Origin of the sequence: Azospirillum sp. TSO5 (assembly GCF_003116065.1) — a bacterium.
Classification (GTDB): domain Bacteria; phylum Pseudomonadota; class Alphaproteobacteria; order Azospirillales; family Azospirillaceae; genus Azospirillum.
The window spans coordinates 1-21,490 of record NZ_LGQY01000056.1 but is presented as its reverse complement, the minus strand read 5'-3'; the positions used below and the strand labels follow the sequence as shown (position 1 = coordinate 21,490).

20 protein-coding genes and 1 tRNA gene are annotated in these 21,490 nt (G+C 67.1%); 9 read left to right on the top strand and 12 right to left on the bottom strand.

Annotation, left to right across the window (positions count from 1 at the left end; all coding sequences use genetic code 11):
• Window positions 1-85 precede the first annotated feature (85 nt).
• Together TSO5_RS15535 and TSO5_RS32220 are read left to right on the top strand one after the other, a co-directional pair.
• Window positions 86-1,066: an IS1595 family transposase gene (locus TSO5_RS15535; protein ID WP_109152420.1), complete on the top strand. Its 981-nt coding sequence runs from the start codon at window positions 86-88 to the stop codon at window positions 1,064-1,066.
• Window positions 1,067-1,533: 467 nt separating this feature from the next.
• A complete protein-coding gene (locus TSO5_RS32220; RefSeq protein ID WP_146203741.1) occupies window positions 1,534-2,148 on the top strand; it encodes a hypothetical protein in 615 nt (204 codons plus the stop codon).
• A gap of 21 nt (window positions 2,149-2,169) precedes the next feature.
• Here the strand turns inward: TSO5_RS32220 and TSO5_RS15530 are convergent, their stop codons facing one another.
• On the bottom strand, window positions 2,170-2,616 hold the full coding sequence (locus TSO5_RS15530; protein ID WP_109152405.1) for a hypothetical protein: 447 nt from the start codon (window positions 2,614-2,616) through the stop codon (window positions 2,170-2,172).
• A gap of 119 nt (window positions 2,617-2,735) precedes the next feature.
• On the opposite strand from TSO5_RS15530, the gene TSO5_RS15525 reads away from it, so the two are divergent.
• A complete protein-coding gene (locus TSO5_RS15525) occupies window positions 2,736-3,296 on the top strand; it encodes a class I SAM-dependent methyltransferase (RefSeq protein ID WP_109152404.1) in 561 nt (186 codons plus the stop codon).
• 9 nt (window positions 3,297-3,305) lie between these two features.
• Here the strand turns inward: TSO5_RS15525 and TSO5_RS15520 are convergent, their stop codons facing one another.
• Entirely contained in the window at window positions 3,306-3,890 is a 585-nt protein-coding gene (locus tag TSO5_RS15520) for an RNA methyltransferase (protein WP_109152419.1), read from the bottom strand.
• Between the two features lie 79 nt (window positions 3,891-3,969).
• On the opposite strand from TSO5_RS15520, the gene TSO5_RS15515 reads away from it, so the two are divergent.
• The gene (locus TSO5_RS15515) at window positions 3,970-5,088 is read left to right on the top strand and encodes an asparaginase (RefSeq protein WP_109152418.1); all 1,119 of its coding nucleotides are present in this window, start codon (window positions 3,970-3,972) and stop codon (window positions 5,086-5,088) included.
• 85 nt (window positions 5,089-5,173) lie between these two features.
• A complete protein-coding gene (locus TSO5_RS15510) occupies window positions 5,174-6,412 on the top strand; it encodes a class I SAM-dependent methyltransferase (RefSeq protein ID WP_109152403.1) in 1,239 nt (412 codons plus the stop codon).
• Between the two features lie 156 nt (window positions 6,413-6,568).
• Here the strand turns inward: TSO5_RS15510 and TSO5_RS15505 are convergent, their stop codons facing one another.
• Together TSO5_RS15505 and clpB are read right to left on the bottom strand one after the other, a co-directional pair.
• A complete protein-coding gene (locus TSO5_RS15505; protein ID WP_109152402.1) occupies window positions 6,569-7,951 on the bottom strand; it encodes an aspartate aminotransferase family protein in 1,383 nt (460 codons plus the stop codon).
• A 165-nt stretch (window positions 7,952-8,116) separates the two neighbouring features.
• Window positions 8,117-10,720, bottom strand: coding sequence for an ATP-dependent chaperone ClpB (clpB, locus tag TSO5_RS15500; RefSeq protein WP_109152401.1), 2,604 nt, complete (start codon window positions 10,718-10,720; stop codon window positions 8,117-8,119).
• Window positions 10,721-11,018: 298 nt separating this feature from the next.
• On the opposite strand from clpB, the gene TSO5_RS15495 reads away from it, so the two are divergent.
• Both TSO5_RS15495 and TSO5_RS15490 read left to right on the top strand, forming a co-directional pair.
• Window positions 11,019-11,585, top strand: coding sequence for an NUDIX domain-containing protein (locus tag TSO5_RS15495; RefSeq protein WP_109152400.1), 567 nt, complete (start codon window positions 11,019-11,021; stop codon window positions 11,583-11,585).
• A 128-nt stretch (window positions 11,586-11,713) separates the two neighbouring features.
• Complete coding sequence (locus TSO5_RS15490; protein ID WP_109152399.1) at window positions 11,714-12,478, top strand: MOSC domain-containing protein; 765 nt, start codon at window positions 11,714-11,716, stop codon at window positions 12,476-12,478.
• A gap of 26 nt (window positions 12,479-12,504) precedes the next feature.
• Here TSO5_RS15490 and TSO5_RS15485 read toward each other — a convergent pair whose 3' ends face one another.
• Both TSO5_RS15485 and prmC read right to left on the bottom strand, forming a co-directional pair.
• The gene (locus tag TSO5_RS15485) at window positions 12,505-12,948 is read right to left on the bottom strand and encodes a DUF4167 domain-containing protein (protein WP_109152398.1); all 444 of its coding nucleotides are present in this window, start codon (window positions 12,946-12,948) and stop codon (window positions 12,505-12,507) included.
• A 283-nt stretch (window positions 12,949-13,231) separates the two neighbouring features.
• Complete coding sequence (prmC, locus tag TSO5_RS15480; RefSeq protein ID WP_109152397.1) at window positions 13,232-14,080, bottom strand: peptide chain release factor N(5)-glutamine methyltransferase; 849 nt, start codon at window positions 14,078-14,080, stop codon at window positions 13,232-13,234.
• A 113-nt stretch (window positions 14,081-14,193) separates the two neighbouring features.
• Here prmC and TSO5_RS15475 point away from each other — a divergent pair, with 113 nt between their 5' ends.
• Window positions 14,194-14,592 (top strand): endonuclease domain-containing protein, encoded by a 399-nt coding sequence (locus TSO5_RS15475; protein WP_109152396.1) that lies wholly within the window; start codon window positions 14,194-14,196, stop codon window positions 14,590-14,592.
• A 4-nt stretch (window positions 14,593-14,596) separates the two neighbouring features.
• Here the strand turns inward: TSO5_RS15475 and prfA are convergent, their stop codons facing one another.
• From prfA to TSO5_RS15455, 4 genes are all read right to left on the bottom strand, one after another.
• Complete coding sequence (prfA, locus tag TSO5_RS15470) at window positions 14,597-15,670, bottom strand: peptide chain release factor 1 (protein ID WP_109152395.1); 1,074 nt, start codon at window positions 15,668-15,670, stop codon at window positions 14,597-14,599.
• Complete coding sequence (gene hemA / locus TSO5_RS15465) at window positions 15,645-16,976, bottom strand: glutamyl-tRNA reductase (protein ID WP_109152394.1); 1,332 nt, start codon at window positions 16,974-16,976, stop codon at window positions 15,645-15,647. Before hemA ends, prfA begins: the two co-directional genes overlap by 26 nt.
• 37 nt (window positions 16,977-17,013) lie before the next feature.
• Window positions 17,014-18,183, bottom strand: coding sequence for a flavodoxin-dependent (E)-4-hydroxy-3-methylbut-2-enyl-diphosphate synthase (gene ispG / locus TSO5_RS15460; protein WP_109152393.1), 1,170 nt, complete (start codon window positions 18,181-18,183; stop codon window positions 17,014-17,016).
• 165 nt (window positions 18,184-18,348) lie between these two features.
• The gene (locus TSO5_RS15455; protein WP_109152392.1) at window positions 18,349-19,566 is read right to left on the bottom strand and encodes a helix-turn-helix domain-containing protein; all 1,218 of its coding nucleotides are present in this window, start codon (window positions 19,564-19,566) and stop codon (window positions 18,349-18,351) included.
• A gap of 433 nt (window positions 19,567-19,999) precedes the next feature.
• Between TSO5_RS15455 and TSO5_RS15450 the strand changes: the two genes are divergently transcribed.
• A complete protein-coding gene (locus tag TSO5_RS15450) occupies window positions 20,000-20,341 on the top strand; it encodes a hypothetical protein (protein WP_109152391.1) in 342 nt (113 codons plus the stop codon).
• A gap of 14 nt (window positions 20,342-20,355) precedes the next feature.
• On the opposite strand, the gene TSO5_RS15445 is transcribed toward TSO5_RS15450, so the two are convergent.
• Both TSO5_RS15445 and TSO5_RS15440 read right to left on the bottom strand, forming a co-directional pair.
• The gene (locus TSO5_RS15445) at window positions 20,356-21,267 is read right to left on the bottom strand and encodes an NAD(P)/FAD-dependent oxidoreductase (RefSeq protein WP_109152390.1); all 912 of its coding nucleotides are present in this window, start codon (window positions 21,265-21,267) and stop codon (window positions 20,356-20,358) included.
• Window positions 21,268-21,410: 143 nt separating this feature from the next.
• Window positions 21,411-21,487: transfer RNA gene (locus TSO5_RS15440), tRNA-Met, on the bottom strand.
• Window positions 21,488-21,490: the final 3 nt, after the last annotated feature.

Here is a 21,490-nt window from a genome sequence, read left to right as displayed (position 1 = left end):
GGCGTCAACGCCAACGGAAACCGTTGACGTAGCGCAAATCCACGGATATAACTGACTTCAACGAAAAGCGTTGGGGCTCCCCGCCGTGTCCCAGCACTTCCTCCTTTCCGCAGCCGCACGGAGCATCTCGCTCCGTAAGGTGCTGCGCATGGAGGAAGCGGAAGCTTGGGAAGTGTTCTGCCGCATCCGCTGGGCCAGCACGGAAGGTAAGCCGGTTTGCCCCCACTGCGGTTCTCTGACCAGCTACGACGTTCCCCGGAATGGCCGTCCGCGCTATCGCTGCAAGGACTGCCGCAAGGACTACAGCCCGACCAGCGGCACGCTGTTCGCCTATCATAAGCTGTCGATCCGGGAGTATCTGGCCGCTATCGTCCTGTTCGTAAACGCTGCTAAGGGCATCTCAGCCCTCCAGCTTGGCCGGGACCTGGACGTTCAGTACAAGACGGCCTTCGTCCTCTGCCACAAGCTCCGCGAAGCCATGGCTTCCGAGATGAAGGGCATGGTGGTTGGTGGCGAGGGTGAAGAGGTTGAGGTGGACGGCTGCTATGTCGGCGGTTACGTCAAGCCGGCCAACCACAAGAAGAACCGCCGCGACCGTCGCCTTGCTGAGAACCAGAGCGGCAAGCGCCGCGTGGTGGTGGCGATCCGCGAGCGTGACGGTCGCACCGTCACCAACGTCTTCCAGAACGAAGCCGACGCTACCGACTTCATCAAGGCCCGTGTCGCCAAGGGCACCACGGTTCATGCCGACGAAGCGAAGTCCTGGGACGATCTGAATGGCCGCTTCGCCATGCACCGCGTCAACCACCGCGAAGCCTATAGCTGGGATGAAGCCTGCACCAACATGGCGGAAAGCTTCTTCTCCCGGCTGCGCCGCGCCGAACTCGGCCAGCACCACCACATCAGCGGCCTGTACCTGACCCGCTACGCTGGTGAGATGGCTTGGCGCGAGGATTACCGGCGCCAGTCGAACGGCGAACTGTTCAAGATCGTTGCGTACCGCGCCGCCAGCCTGCGCCAGTCGGTGGACTTCACCGGCTATTGGCAACGGGGCGCGAGTCGCTAACGATTAGCGTTAGCAGCCCGTTCCTGTCGCCGCTCCAAAGCGGTAAATAGCATTCCTTGGAATTCGTTTAGGCCGCTACTCAGTTGGGTTCGCGGATTTTTGCCGTGCGGTGGCGACTGTCGCTTGACAGATACCCACAATTTGCTTGACAAATGGGGATGCGGGCCCCTTTCTCCTTCGCGCTAAGGAACCCAGGAGCGCCAGTCCTTTCTGACGCTTTGTAAGCAAATATAATGTAACGGGGGGCTACAATGAAGTCTTTAGGTCACGGGGTTGGGCCGAACGCATTATACCCTATCCCAGATCATGATATAATGCTGGACTTTAAGATGAAGAATAGCAGCCCAGTCTTCGACGATGAGGCCGCTATGCGTTACCTTGATAACAACAAAGAAACGTTTCTTGAGAGACTCAAGAGGCTCGTTCGCGACAGGTCCGCTAGGTAATAATCAAAAGAATATACTAACATGAATGAGTCTGACTTAGGCTGCGTTAGCAGGGACAGCTTTAAGTTCCTTGCGCGTCGCCGACTTTGGGTTAAGTCTGGGCGCGATGCCGCCGAGATTATGCGCACTATTGTTTATGATTTCCATGACGTTAGAACAGAAATTTCATTCAATGAAGACGCCATAGATCTTGATAACGCCATTGCTGCGTATTTCTCCGCTGTGGCTATGTTCAAGAGCGACAATGACTACAAAGACGGAGACTTCATAAACGCCACAAAGATTTGCGCGTTTACGATAGTCACGCTTTCATCTAGAAGCTTGGATGCCTTTTTTCGCTTTGAAAGCGAAAAAATGCGTGTCGCATATTTAAGTATTACTTGCTGGATTTTTGTATACCTTTTCACTTGCTCAGCGCTCGCTCTTGATTTGGAAAATATTCCCCCAGATGTGGAGAGAGATTTCTTTGTATGCCTCAAGGAGCGGCGCCAAGTTGACCCGTATTGGCTTAGCTGGGCCTTGCGGGCGTTCCTAGATGCATACAAGGGAAAGCAGGCGTCCACTACAATGCCTGCGCTCCCCCCAACGAAGAGTGCGCCCAAGCGGGCAGGTTGGCTCAGTTGGCTATGGGCTTGAGTGGTCGCATGGGGGCTCCATTCATGGCTCTGCTAGTTTCCACACCGCCCCCATGTTCTTCCCGATCATCTCCGCCTCTCCCTTGGCCTTGAGGGAGCGTAAGCCGTTGAGAACCTTGTATCGGTAGTACTCTGCCGTCCGCCGGTCAGATGCGGTGATGCCGTGTTCCTCCCTATAGCGCTTGGCAATGGCAGACGCCCGCATGGGGGCTGAACCGGCTAGGGTGCGTCGGATGAACGCACGCATGGCTTCTGCGGCCTCCACCTCCATCTTCCCGCCACGGGTCTTCCTGGGGATGTTCTCCGCCGTCTCCGTGTAGCCCATCAAGTCCAAGGCACGGTGGTCTATCGCCTGTAGGTCCGCTATGGCACGCTCTAGGGCAATGCGGGCCTTCGCTACCTCGCCTGAGACTTCGGCCCGCTTCTGGATCAGTCCAGAGATGACGAAGGGGTTGGGATCGTCCGACATGAGCTTGCTCCCGTATGGAAAACTGACGGGAGTCTAGGCGAAATCAGAGGCTTAGCGGAAATTGAGGCGGTGGCGTTTGCTACATAATACCGAAAAAGTCTGGATAAGGAAAATCCGCCATGCCGACACCGCATCCGCTGTCGCCGCCCTCCGCCTGGGTGGAGCGATTCGCTCCGCTGGTGCGCGCCGGCGGCCCGGTGCTCGACCTCGCCTGCGGCGGCGGGCGGCATCTGCGTCTGTTCCAGCGGCGCGGCCATCCAGTGGTCGGGCTGGACCGCGACCTCGGCGGCGTCACCGACCTGGAGGGCACCGCCGGCGTCACTCTCGTCGAAGCTGATTTGGAAACCGGCGATTCGGCAGGTCGCCTCGGCCCCCTGCCCGCCGACGCCCGCTTCGCCGGGATCGTCGTCACCAACTACCTGCACCGTCCGCTCCTCCCCGCCCTGCTGGCGGCGCTGGAGCCGGGCGGCGTGCTGATCTACGAGACCTTCGCCGACGGCAACGCCCGCTTCGGCCGCCCCTCCTCCCCCGATTTCCTGCTGCGCCGGGGCGAGTTGCTGGAGGCCGTGCGCGGCACGCTTCAGGTGGTGGCCTTCGAACAGGGGGAGGCATCGGCACCGAAGCCGGCGGTGGTGCAGCGGATCTGCGCCGTCGCCGGGGACGATCCGCTGCCGATCTGATCCCGGTCCTTACTCGTCGCCGTCACTCTCCGCCGGCTTCTGCTCCCCGCGGATGCGGCGGCGGCGGTCGGCATTGCGCATGATCTGGCGGCCGTGCCGGTGCTGGGCCGGCGCCTCCAGCGGGCCGCCGGGACGGACCGGGCGCTCGGCGAAGCGGCCGAGCGAGATCATGCGGTCATACATCACCAGCGCCCCGGCGACGCCGACATTGATGCAGAAGGACATTGGGATCTTCACCACATGGTCGCAACGCGCCAGCAGGGCGGGCGACAGGCTGTCGCGCTCCGGCCCCAGCACATAGGCGGCGCGGGACGGGTGACGGAAGCTCGGCAGTTCCACCGCGTCGTCGGTCAGTTCCACCCCGACCAGCATGCAGTCCCGGGGCAGGGTGAAGTCGGCGACCCGCTCGTGGATGTAGAGCGGCAGGTGCAGCGTGGCGCCCGAGGTGTCGACCAGCTTCGTCTCCCGCAGATCCGGTTCCGGATCGATGGCGAAGAAGAAGGAGGCGCCGAAGGCATGGGCGGTGCGCATCAGGTTGCCGACGTTCCCCGGCTTGCTGATCCGCTCGACCCCAATTCCGAAATAACCACGCATGAAGAACCCGCACATTCCGAGGTAAGGATAACCGGGCGGGAGCTTGCCGCCGCCGGCCGCCCGAGGCAAGCTTGCCGGCATGAGCCACGATCATACTCCCGACCATTCCTGCTGCGGTGGGGATCACCACCACGGCCATTCCCACCATCATGGCGAGAGCGCCGAAGGCCGCGCCGACCTCTCCGGACCGGCGGAAAGCCCGATCACCGTCGAGGTGACGCGCGGCAGCCTGGTGGAGTCGGTCCACCGCGCCCGCGCCTGCATCGTCGATGCCGGCGGCCATGTGCTGGCGCGCTGGGGCGACATCGACGCGTCCGTCTACCCGCGCTCCGCCATCAAGTCGCTGCAGGCGATCCCGCTGGTGGAAAGCGGCGCGCTCCACGCCTTCGGGCTGGGGGACGAGGAACTGGCGCTCGCCTGCGCCTCCCACAATGGCGAGGCGCGCCACACCGAGCTGGCGCGGTCCTGGGCGGAGCGGGTCGGGCTGACGCTCGACGATTACGAATGCGGCGCGCAGATCCCCTACGATCCCGCCACCGCCGAGGATCTGGTCCGCCGCGGCGAGGCGCCGACCGCCTTCCACAACAATTGTTCGGGCAAGCACAGCGGCTTCCTGACCACCGCCAAGCACAAGGGCGAGCGGTTGAAGGGCTATGTCCGCTACGAACACCCGGTGCAGCAGCGCATCCTGGGCGTGATGGAGCAGATGACCGGCCAGGACCTGTTCGGCGCGCCCTGGGGTGTCGATGGCTGTTCCATCCCCACCATCGGCATCCCGCTGGGCGCCATCGCCTATGCCATGGCCCGCATCGCTGACCCGGTCGACCTGCCCGATGCCCGGGCGGAGGCCGTCACCCGCATCGCCGCCGCCTGGGGCAAGCACCCCTTCCTGATCGGCGGCACCGGCACCTTCGACACCGCGCTGATGGAGGCGGCCGGCGGCGCCGTGCTGGTCAAGGGCGGGGCCGAGGGTGTCGGCTGCGCCGTGATCCCGGAGCAGGGCATCGGCATCGCGCTGAAGATCGAGGATGGCGCCGCCCGCGCCCGCGAGGTCGCGCTGGCCGCCCTGATCCGCTCGACCCGGGCACTGACCGACGCCCAATGGGCGCGTGTGCCGCAACTACTGACCGCACCGCTGCTGAACCGCGCCGGCACGCGGGTGGGTGAGGTGCGTGCGGCGACGGGCTGGCCGGGCTGAGGCACAAGGATCGCCACCGAACGGGTGCCGCAACGGCAGGCGCGGTGCTATGGTCGCCGCGCCCGTTCCTTATGAGCAATCCCCCATGAGCATCGACGACCTGCGCGCCCAGTATGAAGCCTATCCCTATCCGGCGCGCAACCCGGCCGACGAGGCCGAACGGCTGGTCACCGGCTCGCCCAGCCATCTGGACGAGCTGGTCCAGCACGTCTTCGGCGGCCGGATCGATCATTCCAAGCCGCTGCGTGTTCTGGTGGCCGGCGGCGGCACGGGGGACGGCACCATCATGCTGGCGCAGCAGATGGCCGACGCCGGCAATCCCGGCCGCATCACCTACATCGACCTGTCAGACGCCAGCCGCGCCATCGCCGAGGCGCGGGCCAAGGCGCGCGGCCTGACCAACATCGACTTCCGCCGCGGGTCTCTGCTTGAATTGGAAGGACTCGTTTCGGAAGCCGGGCCATTCGACTACATCGATTGCTGCGGCGTGCTGCACCATCTGGACGACCCGTCGGCCGGCCTGCGCTCGCTGGCCGGGGCGCTGGCGCCCGGCGGCGGCATCGGCATCATGGTCTACGCGCCCTATGGCCGCACCGGCGTCTACCCGATGCAGGAGGCTCTGCGCGGCATGACCGAAGGGCTGCCGCCGGCCGAGAAGGTGGCGCTGGCCCGCCGACTGATCCAGGCCCTGCCGCCGACCAACTGGCTGCTGAACAACCCGCACATCAGCGACCACCGGCTGGCCGACGCCAACCTCTACGACCTGCTGCTGCACAGTTGCGACCGTCCCTACAGCGTGCCTCAACTGGCGGAACTGGCGGACAGCGCCGGTCTCGCCATCGCGACGCTGATCGACCCGCTGCGCTATGAGCCGTCGCTGTGGGTCAAGGACGCCCGCGTCCTGAAGCAACTGACGGGGCTCAGCATGCTGGAGCGCGCCGCCTGGACCGAGCGGATCACCGGCGCCTTTACCAAGCACATCGCCTATCTGCTGCGCCCTGCCGATCTGGACGCCGCCCGCATCCAGCCGGACAGGCCTGACGTGGTTCCGGTCCTGCGCGACATCGACGGCAAGACCGTGGCGAAGGCCGTGCCGCCCGGCGGCAGCCTGGAGTTCGACCTGATGGGCAGCGTGGTGGCGCTGCCCCTGCCCCGGCTGGCCGGCCCGATCCTGTCTAGGGTCGACGGCAAGACCAGCCTGGGCGCCCTGCACGCCGCCATCGAGCCGACGACGAAGGTGACCTGGGAGCAGTTCCTCACCCAGTTCCGCCAGCTGTTCGACGCGCTGGGCGGCCTGGGCAAGATGCATCTGCGGCGCCTCTGAGTCCCCTCTCCCGCCCCGGGAGAGGGAGGGGCCCGCCGAAGGTGGGAGGGTGAGGGGTATTCCAAACATGGATTTCTGATCCTTGGATCACCCCTCACCCTTCCCAAGCTTTGCTTGGGCCCCTTCCCTCTCCCGGGGCGGGAGAGGGTGTCATCCCTACCCCCGCAGAACCGGCACCGCGGAGTCGAGCGCCTTGGTCAGGCGGTCGAAGGTCTCGTGGATCTCCGCCTCCGAGATCACCAGCGGCGGACAGAGCGCGATGGAATCACCCATGGCGCGGACGATCAGGCCGTTGTCCTGGGCAAGGCCGTTGACCAGCGCACCGGCGCGGCCGGGCGGATCGAAGGGCGTCTTGGTCGCCTTGTCGGCCACCAGTTCCAGCGCGCCGATCAGGCCGATGCCGCGGGCTTCGCCGACCAGCGGATGCTCGGCCAGCGCCTTCAGCCGCGACTGGAAGGCCGGGGCGACCGATCGGACATGGCCGACGATGTCGCGTTCCTCGTAGATGTTCAGCGTTTCCAGTGCCACCGCCGCCGCCACCGGATGGGCGGAGTAGGTGTAGCCATGGCCGAAGGTGCCGATCTTCCGGCTCTCGTCGACGCAGGCGCGATAGATCGCGTCGGTCACCATGACGGCGGAGATCGGCAGATAGCCCGACGACAGCTGCTTGGCGCAGGTCAGGATGTCCGGCTGCATGCCCATGGTCTGGCTGCCCCAGAAATTGCCGGTGCGGCCGAATCCGCAGATCACCTCGTCGGCGACCAGCAGGATGTCGTATTTCTTCAACACCGGCTGGATCTTGGCGAAGTAGGTCGCGGGCGGCACCACGACGCCGCCGGCGCCCATCACCGGCTCGGCGAACATGGCGGCGACGGTGTCCGGCCCCTCGGCCAGGATCAGCGCCTCCAACTGTTCGGCGAGACGGGTGGCGAAGGCCTCCTCGCTCTCGCCCTCAAGCGCATTGCGGTAGTGGTGCGGGCAGTCGCCGTGGATGATGCGGGCGATCGGCAGGTCGAAATCGCGGTGGTTGTTGGGCAGCCCGGTCAGGCTGGCGGTCGCCACCGTCACGCCGTGATAGGCGCGCTGGCGCGAGAGGATCTTCTTCTTCTCCGGCCGGCCGAGCGCGTTGTTGTAGTACCAGATCAGCTTGATCGCGGTGTCGTTGGCTTCCGAGCCTGAATTGGCAAAGAAGACCTTCGACATCGGCACCGGCGCCAGCCCGATCAGTTTTTCCGCCAGATCGATGCCCGGCTCGTGCGACTTGTGGCCGAAGATGTGATAGGTGGACAGCTGCCGCATCTGCTTGGTCGCCGCCTGGACCAGCCGCTCCTCACCCCAGCCGAGCGAGACGCACCACAGGCTGGCCATCCCCTCGATGTAATCCCGGCCGCCGTCGTCGAAGACGCGGATGCCTTCGCCGCGTTCGATGATCATCGGCCCCTGCGTCTCGTGGACATCCAGGTTGGTGTAGGGATGGAGGACGAAGGCCTTGTCGCGGCTGGCGGCGGAATTGCCGGCGGTGCTGACGGGAGCGGTCATGGAACGTGGCTTCCTGTTCGGGCGTTCGGGTGCGTTGCCCCGCCGTCCGCGAAGGATCGGCGGAAACTGTTCGATATGTTAAACAGTTCCGCCGATCATACGCACAGTTCAGCCACCCGACAAAGCTGCATCGCACTCATCGGTGCAATGCGGCCGGCACAGACGTCAGCCCTTGCGGACCAACCCGCTCACCGGCTGGCCATCGATGGTCAGCGAACCGCCTTCGGCCCCGACCGCCACCGTCTGGCCGTCCTTGATGCGGCCTTCCAGGATCAGGGTCGCCATTGGGTTCTGCAGCTCGCGCTGGATCACCCGCTTCAGCGGACGGGCGCCGTAGACCGGGTCGTAGCCGGCCTCGGCCAGCCATTCGGTCGCGGCCTCGTCCACCGTCAGCGTGATCTCGCGGTCGGCGAGCATCTTCGTCAGGCGGCCGAGCTGGATCTTGACGATGCCGCCCATATGCCGGCGGTCGAGCCGGTGGAACAGCAGGATCTCGTCCAGGCGGTTCAGGAACTCCGGCCGGAAATGGGCCCGGACGGCTTCCATCACCTCGTCGCGCACCGCCGCGCTGTCCTCGCCCTCCGCCTGCTCGGCCAGCGCCTGCGAGCCGAGGTTGGAGGTCATGATGATGACGACGTTGCGGAAGTCGACGGTACGGCCCTGCCCGTCGGTCAGACGGCCGTCGTCCAGCACCTGCAGCAGCACGTTGAAGACGTCGGGGTGGGCCTTCTCCACCTCGTCGAACAGCACGACCTGATAGGGCCGGCGGCGCACCGCTTCGGTCAGCGCCCCGCCCTCCTCATAGCCGACATAGCCCGGAGGCGCGCCGATCATGCGGGCGACGGAGTGCTTTTCCATGTACTCCGACATATCGAGCCGGACCATCGCCGTCTCGTCGTCGAACAGGAATTCGGCCAGCGCCTTGGTCAGCTCGGTCTTGCCGACGCCGGTCGGACCCAGGAACAGGAAGGAGCCGATCGGACGGTTCGGGTCCTGCAAGCCGGCCCGCGCCCGGCGCACGGCGTTGGACACGGCGACGATGGCCTCGTCCTGGCCGATGACCCGGCCGCGCAGCTTCTCCTCCATCGCCAGCAGCTTCTCGCGCTCGCCAGCCAGCATCTTGTCGACCGGCACGCCGGTCCAGCGGCTGACCACCGCGGCGATGTCGCTGTCGCGGACCTCCTCGTTCAGCATGCGGCTGCTGGCATGCTCCTCGGCATCCTTCAGCGCCTTTTCCAGACCCGGAATGACGCCATAAGCCAGTTCGCCCGCGCGGCCCCAGTTGCCGTCACGCTGCGACGTCTCCAGTTCGGTGCGGGCCTTCTCCAGATCCTCCTTGATCTTCTGCGCGCCCTGCAGCTGGTCCTTCTCGGCCTGCCACTTGGCGGTCAACTCGGCCGATTCCTGCTCCAGATCGGACAGCTCGCGCTCCAGGTTGGTCAGGCGGTCGCGCGACGCGGCATCCTGCTCGCGCTTCAGCGCCTCGCGCTCGATCTTCAGCTGGATGATGCGGCGGTCCAGCTCGTCGATGGCCTCCGGCTTGCTGTCCACCGCCATGCGCAGGCGGCTCGCCGCCTCGTCGATCAGGTCGATGGCCTTGTCAGGCAGGAAGCGGTCGGTGATGTAGCGGTTGGACAGGGTCGCCGCCGACACGATGGCGCTATCGGTGATGCGCACGCCATGGTGGACCTCATAGCGCTCCTTCAGGCCGCGCAGGATGGAGATGGTGTCCTCCACCGTCGGCTCCGACACGAAGACCGGCTGGAACCGCCGGGCCAGCGCCGCGTCCTTCTCGATATACTTGCGGAACTCGTCCAGCGTGGTGGCGCCGACGCAATGCAGTTCGCCGCGCGCCAGCGCCGGCTTCAGCATGTTGGAGGCGTCCATCGCGCCGTCCGACTTGCCGGCGCCGACCAGCGTGTGCAGCTCGTCGATGAAGACGACGATCTCGCCGGCCGCGGCCTGGATTTCCGACAGCACCGCCTTCAGCCGCTCCTCGAACTCGCCGCGATACTTGGCGCCGGCCACCAGCGCGCCGAGGTCGAGCGACAGCAGCTGCTTGTTCTTCAAGCCTTCCGGCACGTCGCCCTTGACGATGCGCTGGGCCAGCCCCTCGACGATGGCGGTCTTGCCGACGCCGGGCTCGCCGATCAGGACGGGGTTGTTCTTGGTGCGGCGGGCCAGCACCTGGATGGTGCGGCGGATTTCCTCGTCGCGGCCGATCACGGGGTCAAGCTTGCCGTCGCGTGCCGCGGCGGTCAGGTCGCGGGCGTACTTCTTCAGGGCGTCATAGCCCTGCTCGGCGCTGGCGCTGTCGGCGGTGCGGCCCTTGCGGATGTCGTTGATGGCGGTGTTCAGCGCCTGCGGCGTCACGCCGGCAGCCTTCAGCGCCTTAGCGGACGGGGTGCCGTCGGCCATGGCGAGCGCCAGCAGGATGCGTTCGGCGGTGACGAAGCTGTCGCCGGCCTTTTCGGCGACCTTCTCCGCCTGTTCGAACACGCGGGAGAGTTCGGGCGTCAGATAGAGCTGACCGGCGCCGCTGCCCTCGACCTTCGGCAGCTTGTCCAGTTCGGCATCGACCGCCGACAGGGCCGCCTTGGGGTCGCCGCCCGCCGCACGGATCAGGTTGGCGGCAAGGCCTTCCTTGTCGTCCAGCAGGGTCTTCAGCAGATGTTCCGGGGTCAGGCGCTGATGCCCACGGCGCACGGCCAGGGTCTGCGCAGACTGAATGAACCCGCGGCTACGCTCGGTGTATTGCTCGAAATCCATGATGCTTCCCTTTCTCCCGTCGACCGTCCGCGAGGCAGCCCGGTCAATCCGATCCACGTACCTGTGCGATCCGCAAGGATGCTGCCGAAGATGTAGGCAGGGCAAAGGGCCATGCAAGACCATCTGTGCAGAAAGGTTATCGGTGGTGAAACGCGACCAAGACCCTCTCCGCCGGACCGCCTAGGACCGTGGAAAAGGGGTAGCACCCGCCCCGCCGATTGCCCCCCTACACGGCACGCGCCCGGCCCGGCTAGACTTCCGCCCGCCCGTCGTCCACGGGTCCTTCCGGATTGCCATCATGACCGACTTGGCCGCCTCCAGCACGCGCACCGCCGCACCCGCCACGAAACCTTCGCCGGTTCCCGCCCACCACGCCATGCCCAGGACCATGACGGCCCGACTGCTTCGTCTCGCCTGGACCCTGCGCGGGGTCTGGCACCAGATCGCCCGGCCGCTGACCATGGGGGTGCGGGCGATCGTCATCGACGACTCGGACCCGGCCAACCCCAGTGTTCTGCTGATCCGGCACAGCTATGTCGATGGCTGGCACCTGCCGGGCGGCGGCGTCGGACGGGGGGAGACGCTGGTCGATGCCATGCGGCGCGAGGTGCGGGAAGAGGTCGGGCTGATCGCCGACCGCCCCGCTCAGCCTTTCGGCATCTACGCCCGCTTCCGCAACGGAGCGAGCGACCATGTGGCGGTTTTCGTCGTACCCAGTTGGAGCGGCAGCCCGAAGGCGGACGGGGTGGAGATCGTGGAGGCCCGATTCTTCCCGCTCGACCGGTTGCCGGCAGGACTGTCGCCGGCCACCGGACGGCGGCTGGAGGAACTTCTGGGGCACCGTCCGGTCGCCGAACGCTGGTAACGGCACCAGATTAGGGGGTGGAGTGGGCGGCTCGGGCGATTCCGACGGCCTTTACCCCAGCCGAAGCGTAAGATACAGGCACAGCATCGGTTGACAGGGATGCTCCAGCCCTTTCATTGTGCAGTGCAATGAACGCCACACTGACCGCCATCCGCCGCTATCCCGTCAAGGGCATGAGCGGCCAGGACCTTCCCGCCACCGACCTGACCGCCGGCCAGGCCATTCCGCTCGACCGCCGTTACGGCCTGCTGCACGGCCCGGCGGCCCTGGATACCGAGACGGAGGGCTGGCGCCTGCCGTCGGACTTCTTCACGCTGGACCGCACCGAAAAGCTGGCGGCGCTGCAGACCGAGTTCGACGAGGCGACGCGGGCGTTGATCATCCGCCGCGGCGGACGACAGGTGTCGCGCGGCCGGTTGGACCAGCCGATGGGCCGCACGCTGCTGGAACAGTTCTTCGCCGCCTATCTGGCCGGGATCGTCCCCGGCATGCCCCGGCTGATCGAGGCGCAGCACGGCGCCTTCGGCAACAGCGAGGAGCCGTCGGTCACGCTGCTGAACCTTGCCAGCCTGCACGATCTGGAAGAGCGGATTGCAAAGCAGCCGGTCGATCCCCGGCGCCTGCGGGCCAACCTGCTGGTGGACGGCATCGATCCCTGGGCGGAACGCGGCTGGATCGGCCGGACCCTGACCGTGGGTGCCGCGACGCTGGAGGTGGTGGAGGCGCTGGACTGTACGCCCGGCAACGACGTGAACCCGGACACCGGCGTCGCCGATCTCAGCCTGCCGAACATCATGGAGCGCGGCTATGGCCACAGCCAAATCCTGCTGCGCGCCCGGGTGACAGGCGGCGGCCGGATCGCGGTGGGCGACCCGGTCACGCCGGTCGAATAAGCGTCACATCTGGTAAGCGTCACGTCTCAGGCGTTGACGGCCGCCCGTTCCTCGCCGTCGGTCTCGTCCTCGGCGCCCTGGTCGTCGTCATCGCCGGCATGCGAGGCGCTCTGCGACTGATGACCATGCCCGATGCTGGGCTGGCCGCCGCGCTGGCGGTTTTCCGATTCCTGGATCTGGTTGATGATGCGGAGATAATGCTCCGCATGCTGCAGGTAGTTTTCCGCCTGCACGCGATCGCCGGACGACATCGCGTCGCGGGCCAGCGCCTGATATTTTTCCTGCACCTGCCACGCATTGCCGCGGATGCGGACGTCGGGGCCGTTGCTGTCGAAGGTCTGATGACGCAGCGGAACGTTCTGGCGCCGGCCGGCACCGCCGCCCCCGCCACCACCACCACCGCCGCCGCTGCCCCCGCCGCCGCTGTTGCCACGACCACGCGAACGCCTGGAGTTCGGTCCCTGTCTCATTCGGCTCTTAAGGCCCCATGCAAGAGAAGTGCAGTCCCCGGAACGCTCCGGCGGCCATCCGGCCTTCCGGCCCGGCCACCGAGCCAGCCATGGACGATTTCCATGGGTCGCTCACGGGGTTCAAACGACGCGTCCGCATCGCGTGCGGCAGGCCATGGCGGTCAGCGCTCGGCAGAAAACCATCCGAGATTCTTGCTCCGCAGGCCATAGGTTCGCGGTCGTGTACCGCACACTACCCGTCAAAGCCTGCCGATCCAACCGTTTTTTTGGATAAGCGGCCGCCTCACAGCCCCTTTCGTGCCCTGACGCAACGCTTTACCCCACCAAGGTCACACAGGATCGCGGTCTCGCCCAAGCCCTGCGCCTCGACCAGCGCCGCCACGTCCTCCGCCTGACCCTGCCCCACCTCGAAGGCCGCCAGCCCCCCGGGGACCAGCAGGCGCGGCAGTTCGGCGGCGAGGATGCGGTAGGGCTCCAGTCCGTCCGGTCCTCCGTCCAGCGCACGGCGCGGGTCGTGCTCCCGCACCTCCGGCTCCAGCGCGGCGATGTCGGCGCTGGGGATGTAGGGCGGGTTGGACACCACGATATCGAAACGATCCCCGATCCCCTTGGCCCAGTCGCCGGTCTGGAAACGGGCCCGGTCCGCCAGCCCGTTGCGCTCGGCATTCCCGGCCGCCGCCTCCACCGCCAACGGGCTGAGATCGACGCCGAGACCGGTGGCGTTCGGCAGTTCCGACAGCAGCGCCAGCAGGATGCAACCCGTTCCGGTTCCGAAATCGATGAGCTTTAGATTGGCCTTTCGGTCGGGAATCGCGGCGAACACCGCCTCCACCACCGTCTCGGTATCCGGCCGCGGTTCCAGCGTGTCCGAATTGAGGGCGAGGTCGATGGTCCAGAACTCCCGGTGCCCCAGGATGCGCCCAACCGGCTCCCGCCCGGCGCGGCGCTCGACCAGCGCCAGCGCGCGGGCTGCGTCGGCGTCGGGGATGAGTTGTTCCGCCTTCGTAACGAAGTCGGTGCGGGTGAGGGTCAGCGCATGTTCCAGCAGATAGCGGGCGTCGAGGTCCGGCGTATCGACGCCGGCCTCGCGCAGCCGCGCCTCGGCCTGCGCCCGCAGGGTGCGGAGATTCATGGATGCGGCCTTTCTACACCTTCCTCAACCACACATACGTATTCAAACTCGCCCCAAGTTCCCTCTCCCGCGAAGCGGGGGAGGGTTAGGGAGGGGGCATACGCCGACACCACATGCCACGCGCCAAGAAATCCGCGCTCACCCAGGCACGCGGCATGCGCCGCATTCCCACCGACGCCGAGCGCAAGCTTTGGAGTCTGCTGCGCCGCCGCCAAATCCGCGGATGGTACTTCCGACGCCAACACCCGATCCCGCCCTATATCGCCGACTTCGCCTGCATTGAAGTGAAGCTCGTGGTCGAAGTCGATGGCAGACAGCATAACGGGTCGTTCTACGATGCCGTGCGGGACCGGCGGATGAGGGATGCCGGCTGGCGGGTGATGCGCTTCTGGAACACCGATGTGCTCAGCAATCCCGAAGGAGTAGCGCGCATGATCTGGGAGGTGCTCGGCCCCCTCCCCGACCCTCCCCCGCCTTCGGCGGGAGAGGGAGATTGGGGCGTAGACGTGTGAAGGCTCACCCCAGCTCCGCCAACCGGGCGGCCTCGTCCTCGGCGATCAGCGCGTCGACCAGTTCGTCCAGCGCCTCGCCGGCCATCACCTTGTCGATCTTGTAGAGCGTCAGGTTGATGCGGTGGTCGGTCACCCGCCCCTGGGGAAAATTGTAGGTGCGGATGCGTTCCGAGCGGTCGCCGCTGCCGACCTGGTTCTTGCGGTCGGCGGCGCGGACGGCATCCTTGGCGGCGCGTTCCATGTCGTACAGCCGGGCGCGCAGCACCTTCAGTGCCTTGGCCTTGTTCTTGTGCTGCGACTTCTCGTCCTGCTGGCTCACCACCAGCCCGGTCGGCAGGTGGGTGATGCGCACCGCGCTGTCGGTGGTGTTGACCGACTGGCCGCCGGGGCCGGAGGAGCGGAAGACGTCGATCCGCAAATCCTTCTCGTCGATGTGGATGTCCACCTCCTCCGCCTCGGGCAGCACGGCGACGGTGGCGGCGGAGGTGTGGATGCGGCCCTGCGCCTCGGTCGCCGGAACGCGCTGGACGCGGTGGACGCCGGACTCGAACTTCAGCCGGGCGAACACGCCGCGGCCGGTGATGTTGGCGGTGGCCTCCTTGTAGCCGCCGATGCCGGTCTCGCTCACGTCCATCGCCTCGAACCGCCAGCCACGCAGGCCGGCATAGCGGCGGTACATCTCGAACAGCTCGGCGGCGAACAGGGCGGCCTCGTCGCCGCCGGTGCCGGCGCGCACCTCCAGGATGGCGTTCTTCTCGTCCGCCTCGTCCTTCGGCAGCAGCGAGATCTGCACCTTGCGCTCCAGCTCCGGGATGCGCTTGGTCAGGACGTGGAATTCCTCCTCCGCCATCGCCTTCATCTCGGGATCGGCACCTGAGTCGGCAATCATCTCCGCCAGATCGGCGGCCTCGGCACGGCCCTTCTTCAGCTCCGCGATGGCTTCGGCGATCGGGGTGAGGTCGGCATATTCCTTGGACAGCCGGGCGAAGTCGCCGGACTCGGTCAGGCCGGCCGCAAGCGTGTCGCGCAGCTCGTCATACCGGGCCATCACCTTATCGAACTTCTCGTCCAGGCTCACGTCGCTCGTCCTTATCCCGTTCAGTCTCTTCCAGTGCCGCGCCGGTCAGCCTGTCCAGCCCAAAAAGACGGAACATCAGCCGTTCGGCCGCGGCCCGTTCGGCCAACCCTTCGCCGCTGCCGTCGGCTGCCAGCGCCCGCAGCGCCTCCGACGGGGCGTGCAGCAGCCGGTTGACCAGCAGCCGCGTCGCCGACGCCGCGTCCAGATCGGCATGCCCGGCCAGCAGGCGCCGCCGCTCCGCCTCGAAATGGGTGCGGAGCGCCGCCACGGCAGGCACCGCGGCGCGTTCCGCACGGTCGCGGGCGAAGGCGGCCACCGCCTCGTCCACGATCATCCAGGCCGCCTGGGTCGCCGCCTCGCGCCCGACGCGGCCCTGCAACGCCACACGTTCCAGATCGGCCAGATCATAGACGAAGGCGCCGTCCATGCCGGCGACCGCCGGGTCGACGTCCGACGGAATGGCGGCATCGACCACGAAGACCGGCCGGCGGCGGCGGCGCTTCAGCACCGCCTCCATCATCGGAGCCGTGAGGATATAGCGCCCAAGACCGGCCGCGGTCACCAGGATATCGGCGCCGGTCATCGCCGTCTCCAGATCGGCCCAGTGGGCGAAATGCCCGTCGAGCCGCCGCGCCGCCGCTTCCGCCCGCCGGTCCACCGGTGCTGCGACGGTCAGCCGCGGCAGCCCCGCCTCGCGCAAGCCCTCCAGCACCAGGGCGCCCATGTCGCCCAACCCGACCAGCAGGGCACCGCAGCGCCTGATGTCGCCGTGCAGGTCGCGCGCCACCTGGATGGCGGCGGCGGCCAGCGAGGTGGCGCCCTCGGCGATCGGCGTCTCGCTGCGCACCCGCTTGGCGGCGGCATAGGCGGCCTGCAGCACCGCCTCCAGCTCCGGCCCGGTCAGCCCGGCGCCGGCAGCGCTGCGGTGGGCGGCCTTCAGCTGGCCCAGGATATGCGGCTCGCCAACGATCTGGCTGTCGAGCGAGCAGGCCACCGCGAACAGGTGGCGCACGGCGTCGATGCCGGTGCGGGTGTAGAGCTGCGGCGCCAGATCGGCGGTGGACAGCCCGGCCCGGTCGGCCATCGCCTCGGCAATCGCCAGCGCCGCCTCGTTCGGGCGCTCGTGGACCGCCTGCACCTCAACCCGGTCGCAGGTGCTGAGCCACACCGCCTGCCCGACGCCTGAGGCCCGCAGCCGGTCCAGCATGCCCGCCACTTCCGCCTCGTCGGTGGACAGGCGGTCGCGGACGACGCCGGAACAAGTCCGGTGGCTGGCGCCAATGACGAGGTAGGAGGTGGTGGTCACGCCTAGGGTCGCTGTCCCTGCCCGAATTCCGGGCAGCTTACTCCGCGGCGGGGGCCACGTCTCGCTTGGTTTCTCGGGTGGTTTCGGCTTCGGCAGCTTCCGCCGCGGCCTTTGCCGCCTCGATCTCCGCCGCCTTCTTCTCGACCAGCCCGACCAGATGCTGGACGATGTCCTGGTCCTTCAGCCGGTGGTCGGTGACGCCGGACAGATAGACCTGATGGGTGTTGTTGCCGCCGCCGGTCAGGCCGATGTCGGTCTCCCGCGCCTCGCCCGGTCCGTTCACGACGCAGCCGATCACCGACAGGGTCAGCGGCGTGGTGATGTGGGCCAGCTTCTGCTCCAGCAGTTCCACCGTCTTGATGACGTTGAAGTTCTGCCGGGCGCAGCTGGGGCAGGAAATCACGGTGACGCCACGGCGGCGCAGGCCCAGCGACTTCAGGATGTCGTAGCCGACCAGAACCTCTTCCGCCGGTTCGGCCGACAGCGAGACGCGCAGCGTGTCGCCGATCCCCGACCACAGCAGCATGCCCAGCCCGATCGACGACTTCACCGTCCCGGCGCGCAGTCCCCCCGCCTCGGTGATGCCGATGTGCAGCGGGTAATCGCAGGCCTCCGCCAAGCCCTGATAAGCGGCGACGGCCAGGAAGGCATCCGATGCCTTCACCGAGATCTTGAACTCGCGGAAATCGTTGTCCTCCAGGATTTTCGCATGGTTCAGCGCGCTTTCGACCATCGCCTCAGGGCAGGGCTCGCCGTATTTTTCCAGCAAATCCTGCTCCAGCGAGCCGGCATTGACGCCGATGCGCATCGAACAGCCATGGTCCTTGGCCGCCTTCACCACCTCGCGCACCCGCTCGGCCGAACCGATGTTGCCGGGGTTGATGCGCAGGCAGGCAGCACCGCTCTCCGCCGCCTCGATGGCGCGCTTGTAGTGGAAATGGATGTCGGCGACGATCGGCACCTTCACCTGCCGAACGATCTCCTTCAGCGCCAGAGCCGACTCACGGTCGGGGCAGGAGACGCGGACGATGTCCGCCCCCACCCGCTCGGCCGCCTGGATCTGCTCCACCGTCGCCTTGACGTCGGTGGTCGGCGTGTTGGTCATGGTCTGGACCGAGATCGGCGCATCGCCGCCGACCAACACGTTGCCGACGCGAATCTGGCGCGATTTGCGGCGAAGGATCTGGCGGTAGGCGCGGACGGTCATCTCAGGTCAGCCTCTGGACAGCGAAAAGCAATACCGGATGCCGCATCCTAGCGCAGCCGGCGTCAGGCCAGAAGTGCGCTCCGGCGCCCGGGATTCAAGAGAGGACGGTGGTGGGGCGCAGCCGATGCATGGCTGCCGCCCCAAACCGGAGCCCCGAACGGCGCGTCAGCGCCGCACCACCCCATGGGCGTCGATGGCGACGTCGCGCAGAACCTGCCCGACCGACCCCAGCGGCGGGCTCTCGCCGCCGTCGGCCATCACCACCAACCCGCCGGCATTGCCGGTGCGGATCTTCACATTGGGCTTGTCGGGGACGCGGAAGGTGTCGCCCGGCTTCAGCACGCGGGTGAAGACGATGTCGCCGCCGTCGCGCACCTGCAGCCAGCTGTCCTGCGTCGCCTTCAGGATCAGCTTCGCGTTGGTGTTCAGCGTGCCGTAGACCTTGCCGTTGGCCGGCACCGTCGCCGTCGGGGCGGCGGGTGCGGCCGGCGGCGGCGTCGCGGCATTCAGCGGAGTCGGGTCCTGTGGCGAGGCCTCGTCATCGTCCTCCGCCGGCGGGGCCGGAACATTGACGATGCCCTGCCCCGGGGTTGCCGCAGCGGGCGCGGAGCCTGCCGGAGTTTTCGCGGCAGTCTGCCCCGGCGGCGGCAATGCGGCGGACGGCGCCGACGCGACGGCCTGCGGACTGCCGGCGGCGGGGGGCGTGGTGGACGGAGACGTGGCAGGCGCGGTGACGGCGGACGGCGGAACCGCAGTGGGAGCGGCCGGAGGAGACGAAGGCGGAGCGGCCGGAGGAGACGAAGGCGGAGCGGACGCGATGACCGGCGTGGGCGCCTCGGGAGCGGCTATGGGCTGCCCCGGCGCGGTGGCGGACTGGTCCGGGGCCTGCTCCGCCGGCTTGGCCGGCACGCCGTCCAACAGCGAGACCAGGCGGTCCGGCAGGACCGGCACAAGATCGGCGACCGACCGGTCGGTCGCCGACAGATAGTACCAGCCGCCATAGACGATGCCGGCCAGCACCAGCGTGCCGAGCAACAGAGTCCCGCCGGAGGCGCGCCCTTCGGCCGCCGGTGTCGGCAGATACAGCTCCTGCCGGCGGACGGTACCGGCCGCCTCCTCCTTGTAGCGGGTGACGACCATGTCCGGGTCCAGCCCCAGGCATTCCGCGTAGGAGCGCAGGAAGCCGATGGCATAGGTGCTGCCCGGCAGTTCCTGGTACCGACCTTCCTCGATCGCCAGCAGGTAAGGATAGCGGATGCGCAGCATCGTCGCGACGTCGCGCAGGTCGTAACCATGCGCCATGCGCGTCGCGCGCAGAGTCTCGGAGACGGAGGGACCGGACGGTGCCGGATCGAAATCGTCGAAAACCTTGCGCTTGGCCATGGGCTCGCCATCTGCTCGCAACTTGCCCGCACACCCAAAAAGCATGCAAAGCGGGGGCATCCGTGTGGATGCAACTGGCGAAATGGGTACGACATGCCGACCCCATGGCGCAACCGCAATGACCGCGGGGCAAGGGGTGCGGGTCGTGACAAACGGCACAGTCCCGTCGGCGCAGGTCGCAACCCGGCCGGAATGATGTCAGCCTTGGCTGATGTCGGTGGTGGATCGGGTGCGCGCGTCCGGACGCCGCCTCCATCATGCCTGCAACTCCACCGGGAGGCGCAAAATGAAAAGAGCAATTACGGCGGCATTCCTGCTCGCAGCTCTTCTGCCGGCATCGTTTGGCAACGCGACCGATCTTCACCGGTTCTGGGAGCAGACCTGCGGGGACTGTCATCGCCATGCCGGCCCCTTCGCCCGACGGTCCCTGACCGTGACCGATGGAAAGCTCCAGGGTGTCCATCACAAGGACGACCTGCTGGTCTTCCTGCACAACCACCATCTGCCGGACAACCTCGTTCAGCCGATGTACGAGATGCTGCTCGCCCAAGCCAGCACAGGACCGCGCTTCCAGGAGCGGTGCGGGCGTTGCCACGAGTCCGCGGCCGATCTGGCCCGGGAGTCGCTGGTGGTCCGCGACGGCGTCCTACAAGGGCGGGAGAGTGGCCGGCCGGTTGCCCAGTTCCTTCCCCGCCATGCCAAGCTGGGCCTGACGCCGGAGGAGGTGACCTTCTTCACCGATCTGCTGACCCGCGTCGAACGGGAGGTTCATTGACCGTCGAGTCAGGTTCAGTCCCGATGGCGCAGGTCGTTGTGGATGGCGGTGGCGGCCATAGCGGCCTCCCCCATGGCGACGGCGATCTGGTTCAGCGTTGAAACGACGTCGCCGGCGGCATAGAGGCCGGGGACGGAACTGCGCTGGTGCCGGTCGACGATCAGACGGCCATCCTCATCCATGGCGGCGCCGAGCCGCTCCGCCAAGCCCGAGCGGGCGGTGATGCCAAGGGCGGAATAGAGCGTGTCGAAGTCAAGGATGTGGCCACTCTCCAGGGTCAGGCGGGTGCTGTCATCCTCGCAGGTGCCGACGGCGGCGACCGGCTCCTCGATCACCGCGATGCCGGCGGCATCCAGTTCACCCCGCTCCTCAATCGACAGGGCCATCCGCTCTCCCAGCGTCAGCAGGGTGACATAGGGGCTGTAGGTGCGGATGAAACGGGCTTCGCCGCTCGCTTGGACGCCGTGCCCCAGAACGGCGATGCGCCGGTCGATCACCTCATACCCGTCGCAGATCGGACAGACGCGGATCAGGCCGCGCTGCATCGCCTCGTAGAGATGGGGCATCCGCGGCTGGCCGTCGATCACGCCGGTGGCGAGCAGCACGGACGCGGCGTCGATCTCGCGGCCATCACCCAAACCGGCACGATAGCCGCGACCGCCGGGCAGCCGCTCCAGCGTCGCCACCGACCCCGTCTCGATGCAGGCACCGTAGCTTTCGGCCTGTGCTCGGATACGCTCCAACAGGTCGGTACCGCGGATGCCGCCGGTAAACCCGGCAAGATTGTGGGAGGTCGGGATCCAAGCGCAGCGGCTCTTCGCCTCGTCCACCACCAGAGCCTTGCGGCGATAGCGCGCAAGATAGATGGAAGCAGTCAACCCGGCGGGGCCACCGCCGACGATCAGGCAATCGAGCATGGTCGGCATCACGGTCCTTGTCCTGGACGGGGCCGGCAATGGCCCCCTTGTTCCTAGACAAGCGGAGCGGCGGGACATCACGCCCGACCGGCCGGAAAAATGCGGACAGCAAAAAGCCCGCGCTCCTTGCGGAGGCGGGCTTTTTGCTGATTTGGTTGCGGGGGCAGGATTTGAACCTGCGGCCTTCAGGTTATGAGCCTGACGAGCTACCGGGCTGCTCCACCCCGCGGAT